17 protein-coding genes are annotated in these 25,732 nt (G+C 62.6%); 10 read left to right on the top strand and 7 right to left on the bottom strand.

The window, feature by feature from the left end:
• Positions 1–279: 279 nt before the first annotated feature.
• Together M1E12_RS18260 and pyc are read left to right on the top strand one after the other, a co-directional pair.
• Positions 280–1,017, top strand: a complete 738-nt coding sequence (locus M1E12_RS18260) for a LuxR family transcriptional regulator (RefSeq protein WP_310242718.1) — start codon at positions 280–282, stop codon at positions 1,015–1,017.
• A gap of 117 nt (positions 1,018–1,134) precedes the next feature.
• On the top strand, positions 1,135–4,596 hold the full coding sequence (gene pyc, locus M1E12_RS18255) for a pyruvate carboxylase (protein ID WP_479562821.1): 3,462 nt from the start codon (positions 1,135–1,137) through the stop codon (positions 4,594–4,596).
• 64 nt (positions 4,597–4,660) lie between these two features.
• Here pyc and M1E12_RS18250 read toward each other — a convergent pair whose 3' ends face one another.
• The gene (locus M1E12_RS18250; RefSeq protein ID WP_479562820.1) at positions 4,661–13,168 is read right to left on the bottom strand and encodes a glycoside hydrolase family 94 protein; all 8,508 of its coding nucleotides are present in this window, start codon (positions 13,166–13,168) and stop codon (positions 4,661–4,663) included.
• A gap of 326 nt (positions 13,169–13,494) precedes the next feature.
• Complete coding sequence (locus M1E12_RS18245; protein WP_479562819.1) at positions 13,495–14,130, bottom strand: TetR family transcriptional regulator C-terminal domain-containing protein; 636 nt, start codon at positions 14,128–14,130, stop codon at positions 13,495–13,497.
• 134 nt (positions 14,131–14,264) lie between these two features.
• Between M1E12_RS18245 and M1E12_RS18240 the strand changes: the two genes are divergently transcribed.
• The gene (locus tag M1E12_RS18240; protein ID WP_183954619.1) at positions 14,265–15,428 is read left to right on the top strand and encodes a M20 aminoacylase family protein; all 1,164 of its coding nucleotides are present in this window, start codon (positions 14,265–14,267) and stop codon (positions 15,426–15,428) included.
• Here the strand turns inward: M1E12_RS18240 and M1E12_RS18235 are convergent.
• Positions 15,410–16,288, bottom strand: a complete 879-nt coding sequence (locus M1E12_RS18235) for a DMT family transporter (protein WP_479562818.1) — start codon at positions 16,286–16,288, stop codon at positions 15,410–15,412. The two genes, M1E12_RS18240 and M1E12_RS18235, sit on opposite strands and share 19 nt — an antisense overlap.
• 211 nt (positions 16,289–16,499) lie before the next feature.
• Here M1E12_RS18235 and M1E12_RS18230 point away from each other — a divergent pair, with 211 nt between their 5' ends.
• The 3 genes from M1E12_RS18230 (at position 16,500) to M1E12_RS18220 (ending at position 19,832) form a co-directional block, all read left to right on the top strand.
• Complete coding sequence (locus M1E12_RS18230; protein WP_479562817.1) at positions 16,500–17,693, top strand: MFS transporter; 1,194 nt, start codon at positions 16,500–16,502, stop codon at positions 17,691–17,693.
• A gap of 131 nt (positions 17,694–17,824) precedes the next feature.
• On the top strand, positions 17,825–19,090 hold the full coding sequence (gene ispG / locus M1E12_RS18225; RefSeq protein WP_479562816.1) for a flavodoxin-dependent (E)-4-hydroxy-3-methylbut-2-enyl-diphosphate synthase: 1,266 nt from the start codon (positions 17,825–17,827) through the stop codon (positions 19,088–19,090).
• A 76-nt stretch (positions 19,091–19,166) separates the two neighbouring features.
• Entirely contained in the window at positions 19,167–19,832 is a 666-nt protein-coding gene (locus tag M1E12_RS18220; RefSeq protein WP_136539396.1) for a YiaD family glycine zipper/OmpA-like lipoprotein, read from the top strand.
• Positions 19,833–19,886: 54 nt separating this feature from the next.
• On the opposite strand, the gene M1E12_RS18215 is transcribed toward M1E12_RS18220, so the two are convergent.
• The 3 genes from M1E12_RS18215 to M1E12_RS18205 form a co-directional block, all read right to left on the bottom strand.
• Positions 19,887–20,519 (bottom strand): LysE family translocator, encoded by a 633-nt coding sequence (locus tag M1E12_RS18215; protein WP_310242731.1) that lies wholly within the window; start codon positions 20,517–20,519, stop codon positions 19,887–19,889.
• 62 nt (positions 20,520–20,581) lie between these two features.
• Positions 20,582–21,637 (bottom strand): histidinol-phosphate transaminase, encoded by a 1,056-nt coding sequence (gene hisC / locus M1E12_RS18210; RefSeq protein ID WP_479562815.1) that lies wholly within the window; start codon positions 21,635–21,637, stop codon positions 20,582–20,584.
• A 1-nt stretch (position 21,638) separates the two neighbouring features.
• Entirely contained in the window at positions 21,639–22,553 is a 915-nt protein-coding gene (locus M1E12_RS18205; RefSeq protein WP_479562814.1) for a polyprenyl synthetase family protein, read from the bottom strand.
• A gap of 144 nt (positions 22,554–22,697) precedes the next feature.
• Here M1E12_RS18205 and mtgA point away from each other — a divergent pair, with 144 nt between their 5' ends.
• The 4 genes from mtgA to M1E12_RS18185 all read left to right on the top strand — a co-directional run bounded on the left by mtgA (position 22,698) and on the right by M1E12_RS18185 (position 25,023).
• Positions 22,698–23,432: a monofunctional biosynthetic peptidoglycan transglycosylase gene (gene mtgA / locus M1E12_RS18200; RefSeq protein WP_479564913.1), complete on the top strand. Its 735-nt coding sequence runs from the start codon at positions 22,698–22,700 to the stop codon at positions 23,430–23,432.
• Between the two features lie 71 nt (positions 23,433–23,503).
• Entirely contained in the window at positions 23,504–24,151 is a 648-nt protein-coding gene (locus tag M1E12_RS18195; protein ID WP_479562813.1) for a glutathione S-transferase family protein, read from the top strand.
• Between the two features lie 155 nt (positions 24,152–24,306).
• Positions 24,307–24,492: a 50S ribosomal protein L32 gene (gene rpmF, locus M1E12_RS18190; RefSeq protein ID WP_006724402.1), complete on the top strand. Its 186-nt coding sequence runs from the start codon at positions 24,307–24,309 to the stop codon at positions 24,490–24,492.
• Positions 24,493–24,627: 135 nt separating this feature from the next.
• Entirely contained in the window at positions 24,628–25,023 is a 396-nt protein-coding gene (locus M1E12_RS18185) for a hypothetical protein (RefSeq protein ID WP_113458978.1), read from the top strand.
• Between the two features lie 42 nt (positions 25,024–25,065).
• On the opposite strand, the gene phaR is transcribed toward M1E12_RS18185, so the two are convergent.
• Positions 25,066–25,647, bottom strand: a complete 582-nt coding sequence (gene phaR, locus M1E12_RS18180; protein WP_479562812.1) for a polyhydroxyalkanoate synthesis repressor PhaR — start codon at positions 25,645–25,647, stop codon at positions 25,066–25,068.
• Between the last annotated feature and the right edge of the window lie 85 nt (positions 25,648–25,732).

Raw genomic sequence — 25,732 nt, 5'->3', positions numbered from 1 at the left:
TCGCGTCACCTTCGTTCGTTCACCGTGCCAGCCGGGGCAGGATAATCTGCTGGTGGTCTGTCGGTCGCTGGATGCCTAATACCACAGCCATTGCTCCGCAAGATGGGAGTGCATCCTCCACCTGAAGAGAGGTTCCGGCATGCCAGACTCGACCGTCCTGCTTTAAGCTTCCCATAACGCAATTTGACGATAAATGTTCATATTGCTCCGGGTGGTTGAAAAAACCGCTGCTCGTGGCTTTTTAATGGTATTTTAGCCGCGCATTTTGGAGAGACTTTTGTGAACATCAATCAATTGCTGCATTTTTTGGTCGTTGTCGATGAGTGCCGCTCGGCGGCGGAGGTCGTCAAAGAGCTGGAAAAACTCATCCGTTCCTATGGTTTTGAGTATTATGGCGTGGTCCGGCAGCCCAAGCCGGACGAGAATCCGATGGAGCTTGTCTTGACCGGTGAGTGGCCCGAAGGGTGGCCGCAGCTCTACATCGCGAAGAAATACGTGCTGATCGATCCGACGATCCGCTATCTCGGCCAGGCGCAGGCGGGTTTCCGCTGGCGCGATGCGCTTCATGCCTTCCGCGCCGATCCGCACCGCAAGCGCATGGAGCGCATGCTGGGTGACAGCATGCGGTTCGGTCTGCTCGACGGCTATATCTTCCCGGTCCACGGGCGGACCGGCTTGCTCGGCAACATGACCGTCGGCGGGCGTCCGGTTGACCTCTCGCCGACCGAAATCGCGCTCTTCGATGCGGTGGCGAAGAAGGCCTATTGGCGTCTCGTCGAGTTCAAGGACGCGGATGCCGGCGAAGCCGTCAAGCCGATCGATACGCGCATGACGCGGCGCGAGATGGAAGTGTTGAATTACCTGGCCGACGGGCTGACTTCCAACGAGATCAGCAAGATCCTGAAGATCTCCAACCACACCGTCGACTGGTACATGAATGGTATTCAGGACAAACTGAACGCGAAGAACCGGCAACATGTCGTTGCCATGTCGTTCCGTCTCGGGCTGGTAACCTGAGGCGGGGCGGAATCTTCTCCGCGTCCGCCAAGGCAAATTGAACTTCCTAAAACAACACGCTATGACTTTTCTTCGCAGGTGCACAATGCCCTGGCATATCGTTTTGGGGAGATCGAATTGCCAATATCCAAGATCCTTGTCGCCAACCGTTCGGAAATCGCGATCCGCGTCTTTCGCGCCGCCAACGAGCTCGGTCTGAAAACGGTCGCCATCTGGGCCGAGGAAGACAAACTCGCGCTGCACCGCTTCAAAGCGGACGAAAGTTACCAGGTTGGTCGTGGTCCGCACCTGACACGGGATCTGGGGCCGATCGAAAGCTACCTTTCGATCGATGAAATCATCCGCGTCGCCAAGCTGTCCGGCGCGGATGCCATCCATCCGGGTTACGGGCTTTTGTCGGAAAGTCCTGAATTCGTGGACGCCTGCAACGATGCAGGTCTGATCTTCATCGGTCCGAAGAGCGACACGATGCGGCAGCTCGGCAACAAGGTCGCCGCCCGCAACCTTGCCATCAGCGTCGGCGTGCCGGTCGTGCCGGCGACCGATCCGCTGCCGGATGACGAAGCGGAAATTCATCGCTTGGCCGCCGAAATTGGCTACCCGGTCATGCTCAAGGCTTCCTGGGGCGGCGGTGGCCGCGGCATGCGCGCGATCCGCGACCCGAAGGACCTGATCCGGGAAGTCACGGAAGCCAAGCGCGAGGCAAAGGCCGCCTTCGGCAAGGACGAGGTCTATCTCGAAAAGCTCGTCGAGCGCGCGCGCCACGTGGAAAGCCAGATCCTCGGCGACACGCATGGCAATGTCGTGCATCTCTTCGAGCGTGACTGCTCGATCCAGCGCCGTAACCAGAAGGTCGTCGAGCGCGCACCGGCGCCCTATCTCAACGAAGCGCAGCGGCAGGAACTCGCCGATTACTCGCTGAAGATCGCCAAGGCGACGAACTATATCGGCGCCGGCACCGTCGAGTATCTGATGGATGCCGATACCGGCAAATTCTACTTCATCGAGGTCAACCCGCGTATCCAGGTGGAGCACACGGTCACGGAAGTCGTGACCGGCATCGATATCGTCAAGGCGCAGATCCACATCCTCGACGGCCACGCGATCGGCACGCCGGAATCGGGTGTCCCGAAGCAGGCGGATATCCGCCTCAACGGCCATGCTCTGCAGTGCCGCATCACCACGGAAGACCCGGAGCAGAACTTCATTCCGGATTACGGCCGCATCACCGCCTATCGTTCGGCGGCCGGCTTCGGCATCCGTCTCGACGGTGGCACCGCCTATTCGGGCGCGATCATCACCCGTTACTATGACCCGCTGCTCGTGAAGGTCACGGCATCCGGCAGCACGCCGCAGGAAGCGATCAGCCGCATGGACCGTGCGCTGCGCGAATTCCGAATCCGTGGCGTGGCGACGAACCTCACCTTCCTCGAAGCAATCATCGGTCACCCGAGCTTCCGCGACAATTCCTATACGACCCGCTTCATCGACACGACGCCGGAGCTCTTCCAGCAGGTGAAGCGTCAGGACCGTGCGACCAAGCTCCTCACCTATCTCGCCGATGTCACCGTCAACGGGCATCCGGAAGTGAAGGGCCGCCCGAAGCCGCCGGCGGATGCCGCAGAGCCGGTCGTTCCCTTCATCGATGCGGAGATCAAGCCGGGCACCAAGCAGCTGCTCGACGAGCTCGGGCCGAAAAAGTTCGGCGAATGGATGCGCAACGAGAAGCGTATCCTGATGACAGATACGACGATGCGCGACGGTCACCAGTCGCTGTTGGCGACCCGCGTTCGCACCCACGATATCGCCAAGATCGCCGACACCTATGCACGGGCCTTGCCGAACCTCTTCTCGCTCGAATGCTGGGGTGGCGCGACCTTCGACGTCTCCATGCGCTTCCTGACGGAAGATCCGTGGGAGCGTCTGGCTCTGGTGCGCGAAGGTGCGCCGAACCTGCTGTTGCAGATGCTGCTGCGCGGCGCCAATGGGGTCGGTTACAAGAACTATCCCGACAATGTCGTGAAGTATTTCGTCCGTCAGGCGGCCAAGGGCGGGATCGACCTGTTCCGCGTCTTCGACTGCCTGAACTGGGTCGACAACATGCGCGTGTCGATGGATGCCGTCATCGAGGAGAACAAGCTCTGCGAGGCGGTCATCTGCTATACCGGCGATCTCTTGAATTCGGCGCGTCCGAAGTATGACCTGAAGTACTACACATCCCTTGCCGCCGAGCTCGAAAAGTCCGGCGCGCATATCATCGCCGTGAAGGACATGGCCGGTCTGTTGAAGCCGGCTGCGGCCAAGGTGCTGTTCAAGGCGCTGCGTGAAGCCACAAGCCTGCCGATCCACTTCCACACCCATGATACCTCCGGCATTGCGGCCGCGACGGTGCTTGCGGCTGTCGAAGCCGGCGTCGATGCGGTGGATGCGGCCATGGATGCCTTCTCGGGCAATACGTCCCAGCCCTGCCTCGGCTCGATCGTCGAGGCCCTGCGTGGCTCCGAGCGCGATCCGGGTCTCGACCCGCACTGGATCCGTCGCATCTCCTTCTATTGGGAGGCGGTGCGCAATCAGTATGCGGCCTTCGAAAGCGACCTCAAGGGACCGGCCTCGGAAGTCTATCTGCACGAAATGCCGGGCGGTCAGTTCACCAACCTCAAGGAACAGGCGCGTTCGCTGGGCCTTGAGACGCGCTGGCACGAAGTGGCGCAGGCCTATGCCGATGCCAACCAGATGTTCGGCGATATCGTCAAGGTGACGCCGTCGTCGAAGGTCGTCGGTGACATGGCTCTGATGATGGTGAGCCAGGATCTGTCGGTGGCCGACGTCGAGAACCCGGCCAAGGACATCGCCTTCCCGGATTCCGTTGTCTCGATGCTGAAGGGCGATCTGGGCCAGCCCCCGGGCGGTTGGCCGGAAGCGCTGCAGAAGAAGGCACTGAAGGGCGAGAAGCCCTACACCGCCGTACCGGGTTCGTTGCTGCCGGCTGCCGACCTCGATGCCGAACGCAAGACGATCGAGGAGAAACTCGGCCGCGACGTCACGGATTTCGAGTTCGCGTCCTATCTGATGTATCCGAAGGTCTTCACCGATTACGCGCTGGCCGCCGATACCTATGGTCCTGTTTCGGTGATCCCGACGCCGCAGTATTTCTATGGCCTGCCGGCCGGCGAGGAACTGTTCGTCGACCTGGAGCGGGGCAAGACGCTTGTGATCGTCAACCAGGCCATCGGCCATACCGACGAGAAGGGCATGGTCACCGTGTTCTTCGAGCTCAATGGCCAGCCGCGCCGCATCAAGGTACCGGATCGTGCGCATGGTGCCTCGGGTAGCGCCATCCGCCGCAAGGCCGAGACTGGCAATGCCGCCCAACTGGGCGCCCCGATGCCGGGCGTCGTTTCGCAAGTGACTGTCGCTGCCGGCCAGACGGTCAAGTCCGGCGACGTGCTGCTTTCGATCGAAGCGATGAAGATGGAAACGGCGCTGCATGCCGACCGTGACGGGACGATCTCCGAAGTCCTGGTGCGCGTCGGCGACCAGATCGACGCCAAGGATCTCCTGATCGTCTACTCGGCCTGATCGCTCCACGGACACTCTAAAGAGAAGAGGCCCCGCCATCGCTGGCGGGGCCTCTTTCGTTTGCCTATTCGGCGGCCTTGATCCGCGGCTTGCGGGCCGGCTTCTTTGCCGGTGGCGGCGCCGGGGGCAGATCTTCCGATATTACCTGCGCCTTGCCATCAACCGTGATGTCATAACCCTCGGCCTTGCGTGCGACCGCGACATCGATCTTGCGTCCGTCGATCTCGACGGTCGCCTTGAAGCCTGTCCAATGATCCGGCAGCGCCGGGTCGACGAGGATCTCGCCACCCTTGCGGCGGATGCCGAGGAAGCCTTCGACCGCGAAGCGATAAAGCCAGCCGGCAGAACCCGTGTACCAGGTCCAGCCACCGCGGCCGGCATAGCCGTTGCCGCCGTAGATATCGGCCGCAACCACATAGGGCTCGACGCGGTAGCGCTCGGCTTCCTCGGCGCTCAGGGCGTGGTTGATCGGGTTCAACAGTTCGAACACTCGCCAAGCGTCGGCGACGCGTCCCGCCTTGACCAGCGAGAGACCGAGCCAGATTGCGGCATGGGTATACTGCCCGCCGTTCTCGCGCACACCCGGCGGGTAGGCGCCGATATAACCCGGATCGACTTCAGGCTTCTCGAAGGCCGGCGTGAAGAGACGGACGATGCCGGTCTCCGCGTCGACGAGTTTGGAGACCGCGGACTCGAGCGCCCTGGCGGTATGTTCGGGATTCCCCATGCCGGAGAGCACGCTCCAGGACTGGGCGATCGAGTCGATCTGGCACTGGACCGATTCCGACGATCCGAGCGGTGCGCCATTGTCGAAATAGCCGCGACGATAATGATCGCCATCCCAGCCTGCCGTCTCCAGGGCAGCCTTCAGCTTTGCGACATGATCGCTCCAGCGGCTGCTGCGGTCACGGTCGCCGCGCTTGTCGGCCTGGGCCTTGAAGCGTTCGAGCGTTGCCGCCAACAGCCAGCCCAGCCAGACGCTTTCGCCCCGGCCTTCGATCCCGACGCGGTTCATGCCGTCGTTCCAGTCGCCGCCGAGGATCAGGGGCAGACCGTGTTCGCCGGTGCGGGCAATGGCGAGATCCAGCGCGCGGGCGGCATGCTCGTAGAGATCCGCCGTTTCGGCTGAGGTGCCGGGCAGGAAGAAGCTGTCATGCTGACCCTGCTGCAGTTCCGGACCGTCGAGGAAGGGGACCTGTTCGGTGAGGATGGTTTCGTCACCTGTCGCCGAGACATATTGATCGATCGCATAGGCGAGCCAGACGACGTCGTCGGAGATCATGGTGCGCACACCTGCTCCCGTCTGCGGCAGCCACCAATGCTGGACGTCGCCTTCCGCGAACTGGCGGGCGGCTGCATTGAGGATTTGCCTGCGAGCGAGCTGCGGCTCGACTGTCAGAAACGCCAGCGTGTCCTGCAGCTGGTCGCGGAAGCCATAGGCGCCGCTGGCCTGATAGAAGCCGGCGCGCGCGAAGATGCGGCAGGCGAGCGCCTGGTAAGGTAGCCAGCGGTTGACGAGGTTGTCGAAGCCCTTGTCGCCGGTTTCGACCGAAAGCTTGCCGGTGAAGCCCGTCCAGAAGTCGGTGTTCGTCTTCAGGATGGTCGAAAAGCCGGAGCCACGGACCGTCTTTATCAGATCGAGCGCCGCTTCGGCCGTCTCGGTCTCGCCGAGCAGGAAGGTCATGTCGCGCGACTGGCCGGGCGCCAGCTCGACATCGAAGGCGATTGCGGCGCAGGGGTCGCTTTCGCTCTCGATCGATCCGCTGAGGCCGGACGCACGCGCCACGGCCTGCGGCAGCTTGATCGTGCCGTTGCGACCGATGAATTCACGGCGGCTCGTCGTGTACCCATCCGGCTGTTCCGCGCCTGCGAGGAAGGCGAAGCGGCCCGGATAGTTGATGTCGTAGGGGTTGGAGGCGAGCAGGGCGCCGGTTTCCTCGTCGAAGGTCGAGAGGACAAAGGGCGCGGTGCGCGCCGGGTTGTTGCCCAGCACCCATTCCGCATAACCGTAGATGCGGAACTTGCGCGCTTCGCCGCTGACGTTTTTCAGACGGATCCTGCTGAGCTTTACCGGGCGTTCGCGGTCGACCGTCTGGGTCAGCTCGATCTCGAGGTCGCCGTGGCGGCTGACAAAGGTCGAGTAGCCGAGACCATGGCGGGTCTCGAAGCTCGCCGTTGGGTCAAGGTTCAGCGCGCTCACCGTCGCATAGGCGCGACCGCTGGCGAGGTCCGTGATGTAGAAGGCCTCGCCGGGACGGTTGACGACGGGATCGTTCGTCCAGGGCGTGACCTGATAGTCGCGGGAGTTCTGGCTCCAGGTGAAGCCAGCGCCTTCGGCAGAGACGTGGAAGCCGAAGTTTTCATTGGCGATCACGTTGATCCAAGGATGCGGCGTGCTGGTCGTGCCATCGAGACGGACGACATATTCCTTGCCGTCCTTCGAGAAGCCGCCGAAGCCGTTCCAGAAGTCGAGGTCCGTGCCGTCGACCGGGCGTGCCGGCTTGGCCGGTGCGGGTAGCGCCGGCGGCAGGCCCGCCCATTCCACTTCGCCGTCGATCGTGCGCGGCGTGGCAAAGAGCGAGACGGCACGGTTCACCTGGTCGACGATCTTGCCGTTGCGGGTGTGGAGGACGACGCGGGCTGCCGCGAGAACGGCAAGTGTTGCGCCCTCGTCCTGCAGGTCGTCCCGGACGGTGAAGACATGCTGGCGACCACCTGGCAGGCGGTGGCGCAGATTGTCCGCCATCTGGTCGAGTGCATGTTGCATGTCTTGGGCATAGGAGGTCGCGCGTTCGTTGATGATCGCGAGATCGGCGACCACGCCACGGCGGCGGAGATATTCCAGCGCGCTCATCGCTTCGCGGGCGATGTCCATGTCCATGTCGTCGTTGATGCGCAGCGCAAAGATCGGGAAGTCGCCCGAGATGGCCATGGGCCAGAGCGCCGACTGCGACTTTAGACCCTTGCGGACGGTTTCCGGGTCCGCGCGCAGATGGTTGTCCGGATAGGTGAGGTAGCGGCCGAGATGCTGGAAGGCGGCGGCCTGCTGCGAGGTGATGCCGATATGGCGAAGCTCGACCTGTGCCCGCGTCCAGGCGTGGATCAGCTCGTGGCTAAAGGCATCCGGATGGCGGTAACGCTCGATGGCCTGATCGATCTCTTCGCGATTCGGGGCGGCCATGGTCCAGAAGATGACCTGGACCTTCTTGCCGGCCGGCACACGGACGACGCGGCGCAGGCTGAGGATCGGATCGAGCGTGAAGCCTTCCGTGCCGGAGAGATTTGCGCCAGGATCGAAGGCTGCGGCTTCGCCGAGTGTCCGGCCGCGGCCGAGGAACTTGCGCCGATCGGTTTCGAACTCCGTCGGGCGGCCCTGACCGGCGCTGTCGACCACGAGATGGGCGACGCAGATATCGGGATCCGACGGGCTGCGCTTGTTGCGCTCGGCGCGGATGACATCGCGGCGGCGGCCGAACTCGGTCTTCACGAACATGCGCGAGAAGAGCGGATGCGCATTGTCGCTGTCTTCGAAGGCGAGCACCGGCTCGGTGTAGGAAGTGACTTCGATATAGCGGTCTTCGGTGCCGGCGTTCAGGATCGTCAGCCTGCGGCCTTCGGCATCATGTTCGGTACCGACGATGCATTCGACCGAGGTCGAGATGTCCCCGACGGTCTTGAAGAACTCCGCCTTGTCGTCGCCGAAGATGACCTTGGTCTTCTCGTCTTCCGCGCGGCGGGGCGCTGATGTCGCCGACCACCATTCGTTGGTCGCGGTGTCGCGGAGGAAGAGGAAGGTGCCCCAGCGATCTTCGGTCGTATCCGGCTTCCAGCGGGTGACGGACTGGCCGTTCCAGCGGGAGAAGCCGGAGCCGGTCGCCGTCAGCATCACCGAATAGTGGCCGTTGGAGAGGAAGACGACTTCCCGGTCCTTCGTCGCCGGGTCTTCGATCGTGCGGATCTCGGCGCGCAGCAGGTCTGCCTGGCCCTTGCCCGGGGTCTGCGGCTCGTACTTCGCGCTCATGACCGGAATTTCGCGCGGCGTCTTTTCCTGCAGCAGGAGTTCCGCGGCTTCAATCACGGGATCGGCGTGGAAGAGTGCGCGCAGGCGGCCGTTGAAGGCGACGTTGGCGATGGCCGCGATCGACATGCCATGGTGGTGGGCATAGTAGTTGTAGACGACGGCGCATTTCTTGCCGTCCGGCAGGCGCGTCGGCGTGAAGTCGACCGCGTCGTGGAAGCCGTAGGCGCCGAGCGCCCCAAGCTTGCGCAGCCGCTTCAGGTTCTCGAGTGCGGCTTCCGGGTAGTACTGGCTGGCGAGGATCGAGGCATACGGCGCGATGACGGCGTTCTGGCCGAGCCCGCGCTTCAGTCCCAGCGTCGGTACACCGAAGTTGGTGTACTGGTAGTTCATCTCGTGGTCGCGGGCGTTGAAGGCCGCTTCCGAGATGCCCCACGGAATGTTCAGGCGGCGGCCGTGGTTCATCTGCTCGATGACGATCAGATTGTTCGTCTGGTTCAGAATGCCGCCCTGGCGCTCCTGCATGACGAGCGGCGGCATCAGATATTCGAACATCGAACCGGACCAGGAGATCAGCGCGGCGCGGGCGCCGATCGGCACGACCTGGCGGCCGAGGCGGTACCAGTGTTCCGTCGGTAGGTCGCCCTTGGCGATCGCAAACAGACTTGTCAGGCGGCATTCCGAGGCGAGCAGGTCGTAGCAGGCCTCATCCAGTTCGCGGGCATCGACGCGGTAGCCGATCGAGAGCAGGCGGCGCTCGGGACGGAAGAGAAAGGTGAAGTCCATCGAGAAGGCCAGATTGCGGGCGCGCTCGGAGAGCTGGCTCAGGCGCTGGCGCAACGGGTCGATGTTCGACAGGTCGAAGGCGGTGTCAGCGATATGGGCTTCGCAGACAGCGACCAGGGATTCCGTCCAGCGCACGACTTCGGCGCTCTGTTCGGAGCGGACTTCGTGATGCAGGTTGGCGGCAAGCTTCTGGACGTCGCGGGCAAGCACCGCGAGGTTGATGATGCGGATCGAGGCGAATTCGTGCTCGCGCTTAACCGCGGCGAGCGCCGTGTTGAAGCCGATGATGCGCTCTTCCAGGCGGCGGCGCAGCGGACGGACCGTCTTGCGATCATCGGGCAGCTGTTCGAGGATCTCGAGCAGGATGCCGCCGACGTCGCCGATGCCATCGAGATTGCCCTGGAGATGGGCCGAGGGCGCTTCGGCCCATTCGCGGCAGGCCGACGAGATCGCAATCAGGTGGCCGGCGAAATTGCCGCTGTCGACGGCGGAGATGTATCTCGGGCCCAGCGTCTTGAGGGTGTCGGTGTAGTACCAGTTGTAGAGGTGGCCCCGGTACTTCTCCATCCGCTCGACGGTGGAGATCGTCTGTTCCATGCGCTCAAGGGTCTGCTCGAAGCTCAGCCAGCCGAAGTGGCGTGCCGAAACCACGGAGAGCAGGTAGACGCCGATATTGGTGGGCGATGTCCTGTGCGCGATGATCGGCTCGGGCGTTTCCTGGAAATTGTCCGGCGGCAGGTAGTTGTCGCCGGCGGTCGTGAAGGTCTCGTAATAGCGCCAGGTGCGCCGCGCGATCTTGCGCAGCTCGTAGGAGACATTTTCCGGCACTTCCAGACTGTCTTCGGTCTCGGCCGACTGGCTGACATACCAGGCGAGCAGCGGCGACAGCACCCAGAGGAAGGCAAAGGGAAGGCCGATCAGGTAACCGTAGCCGCCGGGAAGTGCTGCGATACCCACCGAGAGGATGGCGAGGATCGGCGCATGACGCATGTTGCCGTAATAGGAGGCGATCGTGCCCTGTGCTGCGGACTGGACGCTGGCCGCGGTCCGCCATTCGAGCAGGAGCTTGCGGCTCACCAGCATGCGGTAGAGCGAGCGCACGATGGCATCGGCCATCATGCAGGCATTGTCGGCGATGAAGACGATGCGCAGGGCGACCTGGGCGTTGATCGAGCGAACTTCCGACCACAGTGTCTGGAAATGGGCCGCCGGCACGATATCGGTCTGGCGCGGCACGATGCCCGACAAGAGCGAGAGTGTTGGGGCGACGAAGAGGCTGAAGATCAGCAGCAGCTGCCATATGGTGGCGCCGACCGGATCCATGGTCGCCCAGCCGAGAACGGAGGCGGCATACCAGGCAATCGGGGTGAGCGAGCGACGCAGATTGTCGACCATCTTCCAGCGACCGAGGCTGGTGATGCCGCGGCTGGTGTCGCCGATATAGGGGATGAGCTGCCAGTCGCCGCGCGCCCAGCGATGCTGGCGCGAGATTTCGACTTCGTAGCGGGTCGGGAAGTCTTCGACGAGCTCGACATCGGTCACCAGTGCGCAGCGGGCAAAAGAGCCTTCGAGCAGGTCGTGGCTGAGGACGCTGTTTTCGTCGATCCGGCCCTTGATGGCGGTCTCGAAGGCGTCGACATCGTAGAGACCCTTGCCGGTGAAGGTGCCTTCGCCGGTGATGTCCTGATAGACGTCGGACACGGTGAAGACGTACGGGTCGAGGCCGCGGTTCATCGAGAAGATGCGCTGGAAGACCGAGGCATCCTTGCCGGTCGTTAGCGACGGTGTCACACGCGGCTGCAGGACTCCATAGCCGCTGATCACGCGGCCCGTCTTTTCGTCGTGTACGGGCCGGTTGATCGGGTGGTGCATCTTGCCGACGAGCTTGGTGACAGCGTCGCGCATCAGGCGCGTGTCGGCATCGAGCGTCATCACGTAACGCACGTTTTCGGGCACCATGTTGGCACCCGGCAGATAGGATGTATCGCGGTCGCCGCGCAGCAGCAGGTTCAGTTCGTGCAGCTTGCCGCGCTTGCGCTCCCAGCCCATCCAGCAGCCTTCCGCCTCGTTATACTGGCGGCGACGATGGAGGAGATAGAAGCGGGTCTTGCCCGCGAAGTCATAGCGGTTGTTGAGCTGTGCGACCTCACGCTTGGCATAATCCAGCACTTCGAGATCGGCTGCGGATTCCTCGCTCTGGCTGTCCTTCCAGTCGCTCAGCAGCGCGAAGTAGATCTCGCCATGCGGGTTGGTCAGGTAATGGACTTCGAGGTTGCGCACGAGCTCGTCGACATCATCCCGCTTGGTGATCATGCAGGGCACGACGACGAGGGTGCGCGCATCTTCGGGAATGCCGTCCTTGAACTCGTAACCCGTCAGGCGGAACGGTTTGACAAAGAAGGTCACCAGCGTGTTGAAGAGGCCGGTCGCGCCTTCCGAAACGGGCAGGGACACCAGGATCAGAAGAACCAGGATCAGCGAGGATGGCAGTGCCATCTGGTTGAGGAAATGGCCGATGACGGCGAGTGCGGTGATCGTCAGCGCCACGACGGGAACGGCGATCGAGAACCAATTCAGCTTCTTGATGAAATCCGTGACGATACGCGAGAGCGGCTGGCTGTAACCGATCGCGTTTTCGAGCTCGGTTCGGCGGTTGCCGACGAGGTAGCTTCCGACGTCGAGCGGGCCGTCAGGTCCTGCCGTTTCCGTCGCCAGATCGATCGCCGTCTGGGCGATCTCGATTTCACTGTGGTCGCTGCGGCGCGCCAGTTTTTCGATCGTGTTGCGATAGGCGTTGCGCGAACCGAAATCGAGTTCGCGATAATCGGTATGCTGGCCCAAGACGCGGTCGACATGGCTGACGTCCTCGACCCAGACCGACCATTCCTTGTCGTCGATCTCGCGCAGGCCACGGACGATGTTGCCCATCGTCACATTGCCGGAGGAGAGACGATTGTGTTCGGCGTCCATCGCCTCCTGGGCGGTGCGGCCGGCCGCTTCCAGTCGGCTTTCCAGCCATTCGACGGCGAAGCTCGTGTTCTGCGAACCGTTGCGCAGGCGATAGAGGAACTGCGTCGCGAAGGTATTGTCGTCAGCCAGCTGTTCAATCTGGCTGAGATAGGTGGCGGCAGCGACCGGATCGTTCAGACGGATGATCTCGTCGGCCACTTCATTGGCGCGGCGGCGCATGCGGCGCGAGCGGTCGACGCGGGTCGCGATGCGGCGGAGATTTTCCACCAGCACGAAGCGGACGATCGAGGGCAGCGCCCAGAGTTCCCCGATCTCGAGCGTCTGGTGCTGCTGATAGCCCTCGACGAGAGCTGTCATGCTTTCCTGGCTGACGGTGGAATGGGTGTGCGCGACATAGAGCCAGGCCAGCGCCATGGTGCGGGGGATTTCGCGGCTTCCCACCTTCATCGTCGGCAGCTGGCGGTAGAACTTCTTCGGGAAGTCGCGGCGGACTTCCTGGATCGCCTCTTCGATGATGTAGTGGTTGTCCAGCAGCCATTCCGCCGCCGGCGTGATGGTCGCGCCCGCTTCGACATCCGCGGCCGTGGCGCGGTAGACGCGCAGGATTTCCCGCTCATTCTCCTTGTGGCGGGCGAAGAAGTCGAAATCGATCAGGCCGGGCAGTTCATCCGCACCGTTGAGCGCGAGCGAGGCGGCGCTTTCGCGCAACTCGTCGATCGTGAAATAGGCAGATCGTATGGAATCGTTGTGATCGATCTGCTTGGTTTCGAGGTCGCGCGATGGGACATGCAGCGTCATGAAGGATAGGTTCTCGGTTCGGTGGTTATGTAGAAAGCCATCTGCTTCGACCTTCCGGTCGTCGCGGTTGCGCCTCATTGCACACAATCGGGCTGGTCACCAACAATCGAGGCAGAAAAAGGCCGTAATACGACGCGCGTCCGGGCTGCGGTTGAACTCTGTTGCTGGCTTTCACGTCCTGGCAGGTGAATTGGCATTTTTATGCCTTATTTCAAGCGTCTGGCCAAGAGGTTTGCGGCACCTACAGCAAAGGATCATGCAGTAGCCTGCATGCGGCGCGATCATTGTTCGGATGGAGTTAGCGAAACCTGAATTGTTTGCCCGGTCTATCGTCGATTGCGCAGCGACAGACCGCCAAGCATGGCCTCCACGGCATCGAGAGCAATGTCCGAGAGAGGGCCTTCATCGAACAGGTCGCTGGCCAACGAGTTTTCAAGCCACAGTCCGTCGATCAGACCGTTGATTGCAACGGCCAGGTGGCGAACCTCGTTGAAGACAGGCTTGTGGTGATGCTGGGTCAGAACCGCCTGAACGAGGTCTTCGAGGATGCCGATGAAGACCAGATAATTTTCGCGGTGAATTCGCGCCAGTTCCTCATCGGAGCGGACGCGGCCGATGAAGGCCGCCCAGAGGGAAAGCGCCTTGGGATCGGCGATGGGCGGGCTGACATTGGCGACGATGAAGTCATGCAGGCGTTTTCGGGGATCGTCTCCCGCCTCGGCCATGGCGTCGACTGCGGTCCCGGTCATGCCTGCCAGCATCTCGCGGTAAGCTGCCTGCACCATCTCGTCCTTGCCGGCGAAATAGTGTCGGATCAGGCCGCCGGTCACGCCTGCGCGCGCGGCGATGTCGCGCACGGTCGCGCCTTCCAGGCCATAGTCGGAAATACTGTCCAGTGTTGCCGCAATCAGATCCTTGCGACGCTCGGCTTCCCCGGCACGCTGGAACGTGCGTCGTGTCATGCGGCAACTCCAGCCTGGCTCAAGAGGGCGGCGACCTGCCGTCGACCGTCATTTTACACGGTTGAACAACGCAGCGGCAAGTGCAACAGTCCGCGCCTTGTTGAAGTTGATGTTGATACCGAAAGGTCATTCCCATGACGATCCATGCTCCCAACGTGATGGCCGAAGTGCTGGCAACGCGCCACCATCTGCACCGCTTTCCGGAGATTGGTCTGTCGGAATTCAAGACCTCGGATTACGTGGCCGAGCAACTGACGGCGCTGGGTTACGAGGTGACACGCGGGCTTGCGAAGACCGGTGTGGTCGCGACCCTGCGCAACGGCAGCAGCGAGCGCAGCATCGGCATCCGCGCCGATTTCGATGCGCTGCCGATACTCGAGGAAACCGGGCTTCCCTATGCCAGCGAGATCCCCGGCGTGATGCATGCCTGCGGGCATGACGGACACACGGCGATGTTGCTCGGCGCGGCCAAGATTCTTGCCGAGCGGCGCAATTTCGACGGCGTCATCCATCTCATCTTCCAGCCGGCCGAGGAGAATTTCGGCGGGGCGCGGATCATGATCGAGGACGGGCTCTTCGATCGCTTTCCCTGCGATGCCGTGTTTGCCTTGCATAATGATCCGGACATCCCCTTCGGTCACTTCGCCCTGCGCGAAGGTCCGATCATGGCCGCCGTCGACGAATGCAAGATCACGGTCAATGGCCGCGGCGGGCATGGGGCGGAGCCGCAATCGACGGCCGATCCGATCGTTTGTGGTGCATCGATCGTCATGGCGCTGCAGACGATCGTCTCGCGCAACATCCATCCGCTCGATCCGACGGTGATCACGGTCGGCGGTTTCCATGCCGGGGCTGCGAGCAATGTCATTCCGGAGCGCGCGGAGATGGTTCTCTCGATCCGTTCCTTCGATCCTGATGTCCGCGACCAGCTGGAGCGGCGCATCCGTGCCGTCGCCGAAGGTCAGGCGGCGAGCTACGGGATGGGCGTGACCATCGACTATCAGCGCGGCTACGATCCGACGATCAACCACAAGGACGAGACCGACTTCGTCCGCGATCTCGCGGTAAGCTTTGCCGGGCAGGACAAGGTATACGACCTGCCGCGGCCAATGATGGGCAGCGAGGACTTCGCCTATATGCTGGCGAAGCGACCGGGCACCTATTTCTTTCTCGGCACACAGCGCACACCCGATGATCCGCCGCTGCATCATCCGCGCTACGACTTCAACGACGATATCCTGCCTGTTGGCACCACCTTCTGGGTGGAACTCGCCGAGCGTTATCTCTCGAGATCCTGAGCCGGCATCCGGCGCCGCTGGGCGAACAGGATGATGAGGCCGGCGCCGGCAATGAGCACGGCGCCCGCCCAGACATTGGCGCTCGGCACGTCCTGCCAGATGACATAGCCCAGCGCGAAGGCCCAGATCAGAGCCGTGTATTCGAGCGGTGCAATGACCGAGATCGGCGCGCGCCGCAGCGCCTCGAAAAAGCTCAGCTGACCAATGCCGCCGATGAAACCGACAGCGAGCAGCAGGATCTGCGTCGCCCCGCTGGGCATGGTCCATGTCATCAGGGCCATGGGTGTGGTCAGCACCAGGAAGAAGACATTGGTCATGGCCATCTGGACCATGCTGCTCGCGCTCTGGCTGGTGGTTCTGAGCAGCGTGGTGGCGATCGCCCAGCAGACGGCCGCGACAAGCGCCAGATAGACGGGCCAGCTGGTCGCAAGCCCCGTCGGGTTGCTGGCGATGACCACGCCGATGAAGCCTGTGATGACGGCGATCCAGCTGCTGATCGGTACCTTTTCGCCGAGAATCGGGATCGCCAGAAGGATCGCCGCAATCGGTGCGGCGAAGTAGAGGGTCGTGAGGTCCGCGAGCGGCAGATGCTTGGCGGCGTTGAAGAAGCAGAGCCAGGCCGCGAGCAGGAACAGACTGCGCAGCATCATGGGGCGCAGCGCAGGCGAGGTGATCGTGTCGCGCGCAAGCGACCTTCCGCCGAGGATGTAGCATCCGAGAAGGATGGCGATGCTGCGGCAGAAGAGGATCTGCCAGACCGTGGTGTTCTCTACCAGCAGCTTGATCATCGCGTCATGCACGGCAAAGAGGAGATAGGCGAGACTGGAAAGCAGGATGCCAGCGCCAACGGCGGTTTTCACGGGGGGTGTCTTTCGATGATGCCGCACCGGGGCGGCGCGCGAGTTCCTCCATGTGTCGGAGCTTGGCGGGGATCTGTCAACTGTCCGCGTCCGCCTCGGTGCGGACTAGAATTGTTGTAACGCGATACAAAAATTTACAGCTTCCAGACGTGAGAGCGATTGTCGCCTAAATCGATTTAACTAAAGTGCGCCCCGACCACGGGAGCAGGACATGAACGACATTACGCCTACCATCACTTCCCCAGCCGCACCGGCGCCGATCGTGACGAAGGAGCGCGCGGCGGTCGCGCTGTTGTTCTTCCTCAATGGTCTCGTCATCGGTGCCTGGGCGCCGAAGATCCCGTTTTTTTCGCAGGCGCTCGGACTGACGGAGCTGATGCTCGGCGTGATGATCTTCGTCTTCGGTGTCGGTTCGCTGGTCCTGATGCCGATTGCCGGCATGCAAATCGCCCGCTACGGCTCGCGACGCGTCGTGGAGGTGACGACGCTGCTCTTCATTCCGACCATCGTGCTCGTGACACTGGTCGACAATATCTGGACGGGTGCGATCGCCATCTTCCTGTTCGGTGGCCTGACCGGGGCCATGGACGTGGCGATGAATGCCAATGCGGTCGAGGTCGAGCGCAATATGCGCCGGTCGATCATGTCGTCCTGCCATGCGTTCTGGAGCCTGGGCGGCCTGTGCGGTGCGGCAACCGGCGGCTTTCTGATCGCCTCGCTCGGTGTCACCGGCCATGTGCTGCTTCTCGCCGCCGTCTGCGTGGTGCTGTTTGTCGTCGCCCGACCGATGATCCTCGCCGATGCGCCGCATCCGAGCGATGAACCTGCTAAGGCCAAGCTGCCGATGACGCCGCTGCCCTGGCTGATTGGCACGATCGCGCTGTTCTGCATGATCCCGGAGGGCACGGTGCTCGACTGGAGCGCGCTCTACCTGCGCAACGAACTGAACGCCACGACCGAGATGTCGGGCTTCGCCTTTGCCGCCTTCTCCTTCACCATGGCTGTCTGCCGTTTCGCCGGTGACTTCGTCCGCGACCGGTTCGGTGCCGTCAAGACGCTGCGCTTCTGCGGGGTCGCGGCCATCATCGGTCTCGTCATGGCCGGGCAGGCGAACAGCGTCACCCTGGCTCTGATCGGTTTTGCGATCACCGGCATCGGTATCTCCAACATGGTGCCGATCGCTTTCTCGGCTGGCGGCAACATACCGGGGCTGGCGCCGGGCGTCGGGCTCTCGGTCGTGACCACGATGGGCTATTCCGGCATTCTCTTTGCGCCCTCGCTGATCGGCTTCGTTGCCGAGCATACCTCGCTGTCGACGGTCTATACGGCAATCCCGGCGCTTCTGGTTGTCGTGCTTGCTCTGTCGAAACTTGGCCGGCATGCGGATCGGGCAACCGGCCACTGAGGAAGGAAGCTCGCGTCCTTTCTCAGGCGGCGGCAGACGCGCGCATGTGATCGCGCCGCGGCGTGTTGCGGTTGACAAGCGGTCGGCTTTGATCCACCTCCATGGCGATTGAGGCTTGCAGAGAACCAGCCATGACCGCTCCCATCATCCAGCCCGCCGATGCCTATGATCCCAAGCCGCGCCGTTCTTCGGTCGCGGTCGAAGTGGGTGGCGTCATCATCGGTGGCGGCGCCCCTGTCGTCGTCCAGTCGATGACCAATACCGATACGGCCGACGTCGATGCGACCGTTGCCCAGGTTGCCGCCCTCTACAAGGCGGGCTCCGAGGTCGTGCGCATCACCGTCGACCGCGACGAGAGCGCCGCTGCCGTTCCGAAGATCCGCGAGCGCCTTCTCAGGCTCGGCATGGACGTGCCGCTGATCGGCGACTTCCACTACATCGGTCACAAGCTGCTGGCTGATCATCCGGCCTGTGCCGAGGCCTTGGCGAAATACCGCATCAATCCCGGCAATGTCGGCTTCAAGGACAAGAAGGACAAGCAGTTCGCCGAGATCGTCGAGATGGCGATCCGTTACGACAAGCCTGTTCGCATCGGGGTCAACTGGGGTTCGCTGGACCAGGAATTGCTGACCCGGCTGATGGACGAGAATGCTGCCCAGGGCTCGCCGCTGTCGGCGCGCCAGGTGACGCGTGAGGCGATCGTGCAGTCGGCACTTCTGTCGGCAGAACTGGCCGAAGAGATCGGCCTGCCGCGCAACCGCATCATTCTCTCCGCCAAGGTCAGTCAGGTACAGGACCTGATCGCCGTCTATTCGATGCTGGCCGAGCGTTCGAACCATGCGCTGCATCTCGGGTTGACCGAAGCCGGCATGGGCTCGAAGGGCATCGTCGCTTCCTCGGCGGCCATGGGTTACGTGTTGCAGCATGGCATCGGCGATACGATCCGTGTTTCGCTCACCCCGGAGCCGAACGGCGACCGCACCCGTGAAGTGCAGGTGGCGCAGGAACTGCTGCAGGTCATGGGCTTCCGCCAGTTTGTGCCAGTCGTTGCCGCGTGTCCCGGCTGTGGCCGCACGACCTCCACGGTGTTCCAGGAGCTGGCTCAGAAGATCCAGGATGATTTGCGCAAGAACATGCCGGTCTGGCGGGAAAAGTATCCGGGCGTCGAGGGGCTGAACGTTGCGGTCATGGGCTGCATCGTCAACGGTCCCGGCGAGAGCAAGCATGCCGATATCGGCATCTCGCTTCCCGGCACGGGTGAGAACCCGGCAGCGCCTGTCTTCATCGATGGCCAGAAGGCGATGACGCTGCGCGGTCCCAACATCGCTGCCGACTTCGAGGCGCTGGTGGCGGACTATATCGAGAAGCGCTACGGTCGGAAATCGGCGGCGGAGTGAGCCTGCGGGTTAACTTTTTGTTGCCGCAATTTCACGGTTGACGGATTATCAGCCGAATCCTGGAGGGACACCGAGCATGATCAAGAAGATCGCCATCCTCGCGCTGTGCGCGACCTATCTCAGCGCCTGCACCACGACCGACCCCTATACGGGCCAGCAGAAGGTGTCCAACACGGCCGGTGGCGCGGCCATCGGTGCGGCTGTCGGTGCGCTCGGCGGTCTGGCCGTCGGCGGTTCTCCGGTCGGACGCCGCAATGCGGCGCTGATCGGCGCGGGTATCGGCGCGCTCGCCGGTGGCGCGATCGGCAACTATATGGACCAGCAGGAAGCCGAGCTTCGCGCCCAGCTGCAGGGCACCGGCATCTCGGTCACTCGCGTCGGCGACCGCATTATCCTGAACATGCCGTCCAACATCACCTTCAACACCGATCAGGACGCGGTCATGCCGCAGTTCTATCCGACGCTGAACTCGGTTGCGATCGTGCTGCGCAAGTTCGACCGTACGCTGATCGACATCAACGGTCATACCGATTCGACCGGTAGCCAGGCTTATAACCAGGGCCTGTCCGAACGTCGCGCGATGTCTGTTGCCGGCTATCTTAACAGCCAGGGCATCGATCCGCGTCGCGTCTCCGCCGTTGGTTTTGGCCCGAACCAGCCGATCGCGTCGAACGCGACCCCGGATGGCCGCGCGCAGAACCGTCGCGTGGAGATCCAGATCTCGCCGCTCACACAGGGCTGAGGTTTACGACCCGAAGGATCAGAGGCGCCGCATCCGTGCGGCGCCTTTTTCGTTTCAGCGGAAGGTCAGCATCCTGACGCCTGCGGCGGCAAAGAGGACCGCGAGTGTCCCGTCGATATAGCGACGCGCGGCGCGATAGATCCGCAGGGCGCCGGGGGTGGAGAACAGCAGCGCATAACCCATGAAGACGGTAAAGCCTGTCGTCAGGCATCCGCAGACGACGATGGCGACAGCCAGCGGCGTGGCATCCGGCGGCAGACCCAGCGAGATGATGGCGAGCCAGGCGAAGATCGCCTTCGGGTTCGTCAGGTGGATCGCATAGCCCATCAGAAAGGTGCGCTTAAGGCTCAGTGTGGCCTTGCTGACGCTCAGCGGATCGATCCTGCTTGCGGCCGAGCGGAAGGCCCGCCAGGCGAGATAGAGCAGATAGAGCCCGCCGAGGATGCGCATCAGCACCAGTGCCTCAGCATATTGCGAGAGGATGGCAGCAAGGCCGAGGGAGGCTGCCACGGCCCAGGTCATGGATCCGCAGAAAATGCCCGCTGCGATCGTCAGTCCGTGCCGGCGACCCTGACCGAGCGAGGCCGAGGCGATCGCCATGGTGGCAGGGCCGGGGCTCAAGACTGCCACGAGATAGACGAGATAGGCGGCCGCAACCTGCGGCCAGTGTTGAAGGATCTCAGTCACGGACATGCTCCGGCGGTTGCGACAAGGGCCGGAGCGTAGCCGTTCTTGAGCCGCTCCACACGTCAGATGATTTGATCGATCGCGCTCAGAAAATGATTGCATTCCTCCGTCGTGCCGATGGTCACGCGGAGGAAATCGGAGATCCGGGGCTTGTTGAAGTGCCGGACGAGGACGGCACGCTCGCGCAGGCCCTTCTGCAGATCCGCGCCCTGGTGCGCCGGATGGCGCGCGAAGACGAAGTTGGTCGAGGACGGCAGGACCTCAAAGCCGCGGGTCTCAAGCGCCTTCGTCACCATCTCGCGGTTGGCGATGATCTTGCCGCAGGCCTCGTCGAACCAGGCTTCGTCCTCGATGGCAGCCTTGGCGGCGGCCTGGGCGAGCATGTCGACCGGATAGGAATTGAAGCTGTCCTTCATCCGCTCCAGCGCCTCGATCAGCGGTCGCTGGCCGAGGGCGAAGCCGACGCGCAGGCCGGCAAGCGAGCGGGACTTCGAGAAGGTCTGTACGACGAGCAGGTTCTCGTAGCGGGGGATCAGCGAGGCTGCGCTCTCGGCGCCGAAATCGACATAGGCCTCGTCGATGACCACCACCTGATCCGGATGGGCGGCGACCAGCTTTTCGATCTCGGAGAGCGGCAGGGCGATGCCGGTCGGGGCATTCGGATTGGCAAGGATGATCGCGCCGCAGGGGCGGTCGTAATCGCCAATGCGCACGCGCAAGCCGTCATCCAGCGCGATCTCCTCGACCTTGACCTCGAAAAGTCGGGCGTAGGTCTTGTAGAAGCTGTAGGTGATGTCGGGATAGAGGAGCGGCGCGTCGTGCTTCAAGAGGCCCGCGAAGGTGAACGCCAGCACTTCGTCCGAGCCGTTGCCGACGAAGACCTCTTCCATCGAAAGGCCGAAACGCCGGGCGATCGAATCGCGCAGGGCAGTGGAGGCCGGATCGGGGTAGAGGCGCAGGCGATCCCCGGAGGCAGCGGCGATCGCGTCCAGCACCTTCTGCGAGGGGCCATAGGGGCTCTCATTGGTGTTGAGCTTGACGAGGCCCGGGATCTTCGGCTGTTCGCCGGCGACGTAGGGCTCCAGCGCGTGGACGGCGGACGACCAGAATCGGCTCATACTATTTCTTCCTGTAGGCGATGAAGTGGGCGGCTTCCTTCAGTGGTTCGGCCTCGGCGCCATAGGGTGCGAGCAGGGCATTGGCTTCCGAGACCAGTCGGTCGAGTTCGCTGCGGGCCCAATCGGTGCCCTTGAGGCCGACAAGTGTCGCCTTGCCCTTGGCGGCATCCTTGCCGGTGGCCTTGCCGAGCGTGGCGGCGTCGGAGGTGATGTCCAGGAGATCGTCGGCAACCTGGAAGGCGCGGCCGATGGCTTCGCCGAAGCGGCGCAGGCGATCGCGGTCGTCCGCCGGGCGGCCGGCGATGATCGCGCCCGCTTCGCAGGCAAAGCGCAGAAGCGCGCCGGTCTTCATTGCCTGCAGTAGGACGATGCCTGTCTCATCGGGTTGCTGCTTTTCAGCCGCGAGATCGAGCATCTGACCACCCGCCATGCCGCCAATACCGGCCGCGCGTGACAGTTCCAGCACGAGGGCCACCTTGGCAGCGTCCGGCAGGGGTGTCTCGGGCGAGGTGATAATGTCGAAGGCGTAGGTGAGAAGCCCGTCGCCGGCGAGGATTGCCGTCGCGTCATCGTACTTCTTGTGCACCGTCGGCTGGCCGCGGCGCAGGTCGTCGTCGTCCATGGCCGGCAGGTCGTCATGCACGAGCGAATAGCTGTGCAGGCATTCGAGCGCACAGCCGACCTGGAGGGCGGCCTCTTCGTTTCTGGCAAACAGTCGCGTTGCCTGCATCACGAGATAGGGGCGCAGGCGCTTGCCGCCGTTCAGCGCGCCATAATGCATGGCTTCGATCAGCTGTGTCGGGCGCGCGAGTTCGGCCGGACGAATGGATGCGTCGAGCAGGGTGGCAAGCCTTGCCTCGACGATCGCGGCATGGGCAGACAGGCTTTTTTCGAAGGCATCGGCGCTCTTGGTCATGCGGGCTATTTGGCACGCTGCCCCCTGTCAGGCAACGGGAATTTCATTTGATGACAGGGGCAGAAGCGCGCAGCCAGACTGGTCATTTGCCAAGAGGACGGTTAAGAGGGTTCATCATCGAACACGGACCCCACTTCATTGGCATTGGAAGTCGAGGCATTGGAGCAAGACGAGCAGGTTGTACCGGCGGAGGGGCGGAGGCAGCGGCCGCGGATCATCCGGGCCGTGCTGATCGCGGCTCTTCTCCTGCTTGCGGGACCCTACCTCCTGATCCTGCTCTATCGCGTCGATATCATTCGACCGGTCTCGACGCTGATGCTGGCCGATCTCGTCACGCTGCAGGGCTATGACCGTCGTTGGGTCGAGTTTGAAGACATCTCGCCCAATCTCGTGCGGGCGGTGATGATGTCCGAGGACGGGCAGTTCTGCAATCACGGTGGGGTCGACTGGAACCAGCTGCAGTCCGTGATCGACGATGCCATGGCCGGCGAGGCGACGCGGGGCGCGAGCACCATTCCAATGCAGACGGCGAAGAACCTGTTTCTGTGGAACGGGCGATCCTTTATCCGCAAGGGTCTCGAACTGCCGCTCGCGATGGCCGCGGACGCCGTCTGGCCCAAAGAGCGCATGATGGAGATCTATCTCAACGTTGCCGAATGGGGGCCCGGCATCTACGGGATCGAGGCGGCTGCTCGGTATCATTTCAAGACGTCTGCTGCGAAGCTCAGCCGCCAGCAGTCGGCCCTGCTCGCCGTGTCCCTCCCCAATCCGATCGACCGTGTAGCAAGCAAGCCGGGGCCGGGCCTCAAGCGTCTGGCCAATGTCGTGGATCGCCGGGCCCGGGCGTCGGGTGATTACATCACCTGTCTTTATGATTGAGATCAGAAGCTTTCGTTGGTGGAGTGGAGCGTGATGCGACTAGACTGGGCCTCAGCCCACCGGAGAGCATCATGGACGAATTGACCCTCTACATTGCCAACAAGAACTATTCCTCCTGGTCCTTCCGGCCGTGGATTGCGATGACGGCCGCAGGCATCGCGTTTCGCGAAGAACTGATCCCCTTCGGGCCGGGCGCGACGCATCCGCGCTTCCGGGAGCTATCGCCGACCGGTCGGGTGCCCGTCCTGCATCACGGTGCAGTGCGCGTTTGGGAGTCGCTCGCCATCATCGAATATGTCGCCGAGCTTTATCCTGACGCAGGGCTGTGGCCCGTCGACCGCGAGAGCCGGTCGCTGGCGCGCTCCATCTCCATGGAAATGTTGTCCGGCTTCCGGGCGCTTCGCGGCGCCTGCCCGATGAACATGCGGCGGCCGGTGAAGGCGATCGAACTCCCTGATGGCGTCATGGCCGATGTCGCACGGATCGAAGCGATCTGGCGCGAAATGCGGCAGCGGTCCGGTGGTCCCTTCCTGTTCGGGGACTTCAGCGCGGCCGATGCCATGTTCGCGCCCGTGGTCAACCGCTTCAGCACCTATGACCTGACGCGCGATCCCGAGACGATCGCCTATATGGATGCGATGCGCGCGCATCCGGCCTGGCGGGCCTGGGAAGAAGCGGCGCTGGCCGAGCCCTGGATCGTGCCTGAAGACGAGGCATAGGCCCGGCCGGGTGCTTGTCGAAAAAAGTGACCTGGGGACTGGTCAAACCCACTTCAGGCATGTATAAGCCCGCCAAATTCCGAGATCGAGACAGGTTCTGTCCGGCCTCATCGAGGCCGATCAATCTGTTTTGTCCGTCACGTGGAGTAACGAAAATGGCTGTACCGAAAAGAAAAACAAGCCCGTCCAAGCGCGGTATGCGCCGCTCTGCTGACGCGCTCAAGGCATCGACCTATGTCGAAGACAAGAACTCCGGCGAACTGCGCCGCCCGCACCATATCGATCTGAAGACCGGTATGTATCGCGGCCGTCAGGTTCTGACGCCGAAGGAAAGCGCATAATTTTCTGCGCTTTGACTTGAAGTTTCGAAGGGCCGGCGCTTGCGCCGGCCTTTTCATTTTTGATTAGGCATAGTTAAATCGCGCGGCTGATCGCCGCTGCACCAGGCGGGATCGCAAGGACAGGAAGGATCCCGCATGCTGATTGCCGTGCCGCTGATGATCGTGCCGTTTGTCTTCTACAATGCCATCATGTTGGGAAGCGGCGTTTCGGCCTTCTCGGGCGTGATCATGACGGTCCCGATGCTTTCCGGCGCCGTCTGGACCATGACGCTCGGCGACCTCGTCATTCTCTCCGCCTTGATCGCCCTGTTCTTCGAGGTCTTGAAGGCAACGCTCAGCACCCGCAGTTCGCTGATGAACCACATGCTGTCGATGTTGGTCTTCATCGCCTTTCTGGTTGAATTCCTGCTGGTCCGCGAGGCGGCGACGCAGCTCTTTTTCAGCCTGATGGTGATTGCCTTCATCGACGTCGTCGCGGGCTTCACGATTTCCAACCGGGCTGCTGGTCGAGACGTCTCGATCGGGCTTTGACACCCGGCATGAAAAAGGCCCCTTCCGGGGCCTTGTGTCAGGTCAGAGATTGTCGAGCTTGTTCTGCAGGGAGCGCAACTGCTCCTTCAACTCATCGATATCCTTGGCTTCGGCCTTCTTGCTTTCCTTGGCAGGCGGCTGCTGGCCACCGAGGAAGGGCGAGAACATCTGCATCGCCTGCTGGAACATCTCGGTGTTGCGCTTCACCTGCTCTTCCATCAGTTGAATCGGCATCTGCAGGTTCTTCGACAGCGGATGATCGCCGAAGGCCTTGGTCATCTGCTCGCGCATCTGGGTCTGCTGTTCGGTGAAAGCCTTCATCGAGTGTTCGAGGAAGCTTGGAACGACCATCTGCATCTGGTCGCCATAGTAGCTGATGAGCTGGCGGAGGAAGGAGATCGGCAGCAACGTATTGCCGGTCTTGGACTCCTGTTCGAAGATGATCTGGGTCAGGACGGAATGCGTGATGTCTTCACCGGACTTGGCGTCCTGCACCACGAAATCCTCGCCCTTCTTGACCATCTTGGCGAGGTCTTCGAGCGTGACATAAGTGCTGGTGCCGGTGTTGTAGAGGCGTCGATTGGCGTATTTCTTGATAACGATTTCGCCATCGGCTTTGGCCATTTCTGTCTCCTAACCCGTCGTTTTTCGATTGTTTTTGCTCTTCCCGGCGTCGAGTGTAAGCGCAAATTCCATCCGGTGACAATCT

The sequence above is a fragment of the Rhizobium sp. K33 genome, assembly GCF_056501445.1.
The sequence above is the reverse complement of the archived record's forward strand: the minus strand, read 5'-3'. Positions and strand labels throughout refer to the sequence as shown.

Bases quoted from the DNA above. Each gene is read 5' to 3' on its own strand.
- hisC (WP_479562815.1), bottom strand. From the start codon at position 21,637: ATGAGCCGATTCTGGTCGTCCGCCGTCCACGCGCTGGAGCCCTACGTC.
- M1E12_RS18220 (WP_136539396.1), top strand. From the start codon at position 19,167: ATGATCAAGAAGATCGCCATCCTCGCGCTGTGCGCGACCTATCTCAGC.
- M1E12_RS18250 (WP_479562820.1), bottom strand. From the start codon at position 13,168: ATGACGCTGCATGTCCCATCGCGCGACCTCGAAACCAAGCAGATCGAT.
- ispG (WP_479562816.1), top strand. From the start codon at position 17,825: ATGACCGCTCCCATCATCCAGCCCGCCGATGCCTATGATCCCAAGCCG.
- M1E12_RS18205 (WP_479562814.1), bottom strand. From the start codon at position 22,553: ATGACCAAGAGCGCCGATGCCTTCGAAAAAAGCCTGTCTGCCCATGCC.
- phaR (WP_479562812.1), bottom strand. From the start codon at position 25,647: ATGGCCAAAGCCGATGGCGAAATCGTTATCAAGAAATACGCCAATCGA.
- M1E12_RS18195 (WP_479562813.1), top strand. From the start codon at position 23,504: ATGGACGAATTGACCCTCTACATTGCCAACAAGAACTATTCCTCCTGG.
- M1E12_RS18230 (WP_479562817.1), top strand. From the start codon at position 16,500: ATGAACGACATTACGCCTACCATCACTTCCCCAGCCGCACCGGCGCCG.
- rpmF (WP_006724402.1), top strand. From the start codon at position 24,307: ATGGCTGTACCGAAAAGAAAAACAAGCCCGTCCAAGCGCGGTATGCGC.
- M1E12_RS18240 (WP_183954619.1), top strand. From the start codon at position 14,265: ATGACGATCCATGCTCCCAACGTGATGGCCGAAGTGCTGGCAACGCGC.
- M1E12_RS18185 (WP_113458978.1), top strand. From the start codon at position 24,628: ATGCTGATTGCCGTGCCGCTGATGATCGTGCCGTTTGTCTTCTACAAT.
- M1E12_RS18245 (WP_479562819.1), bottom strand. From the start codon at position 14,130: ATGACACGACGCACGTTCCAGCGTGCCGGGGAAGCCGAGCGTCGCAAG.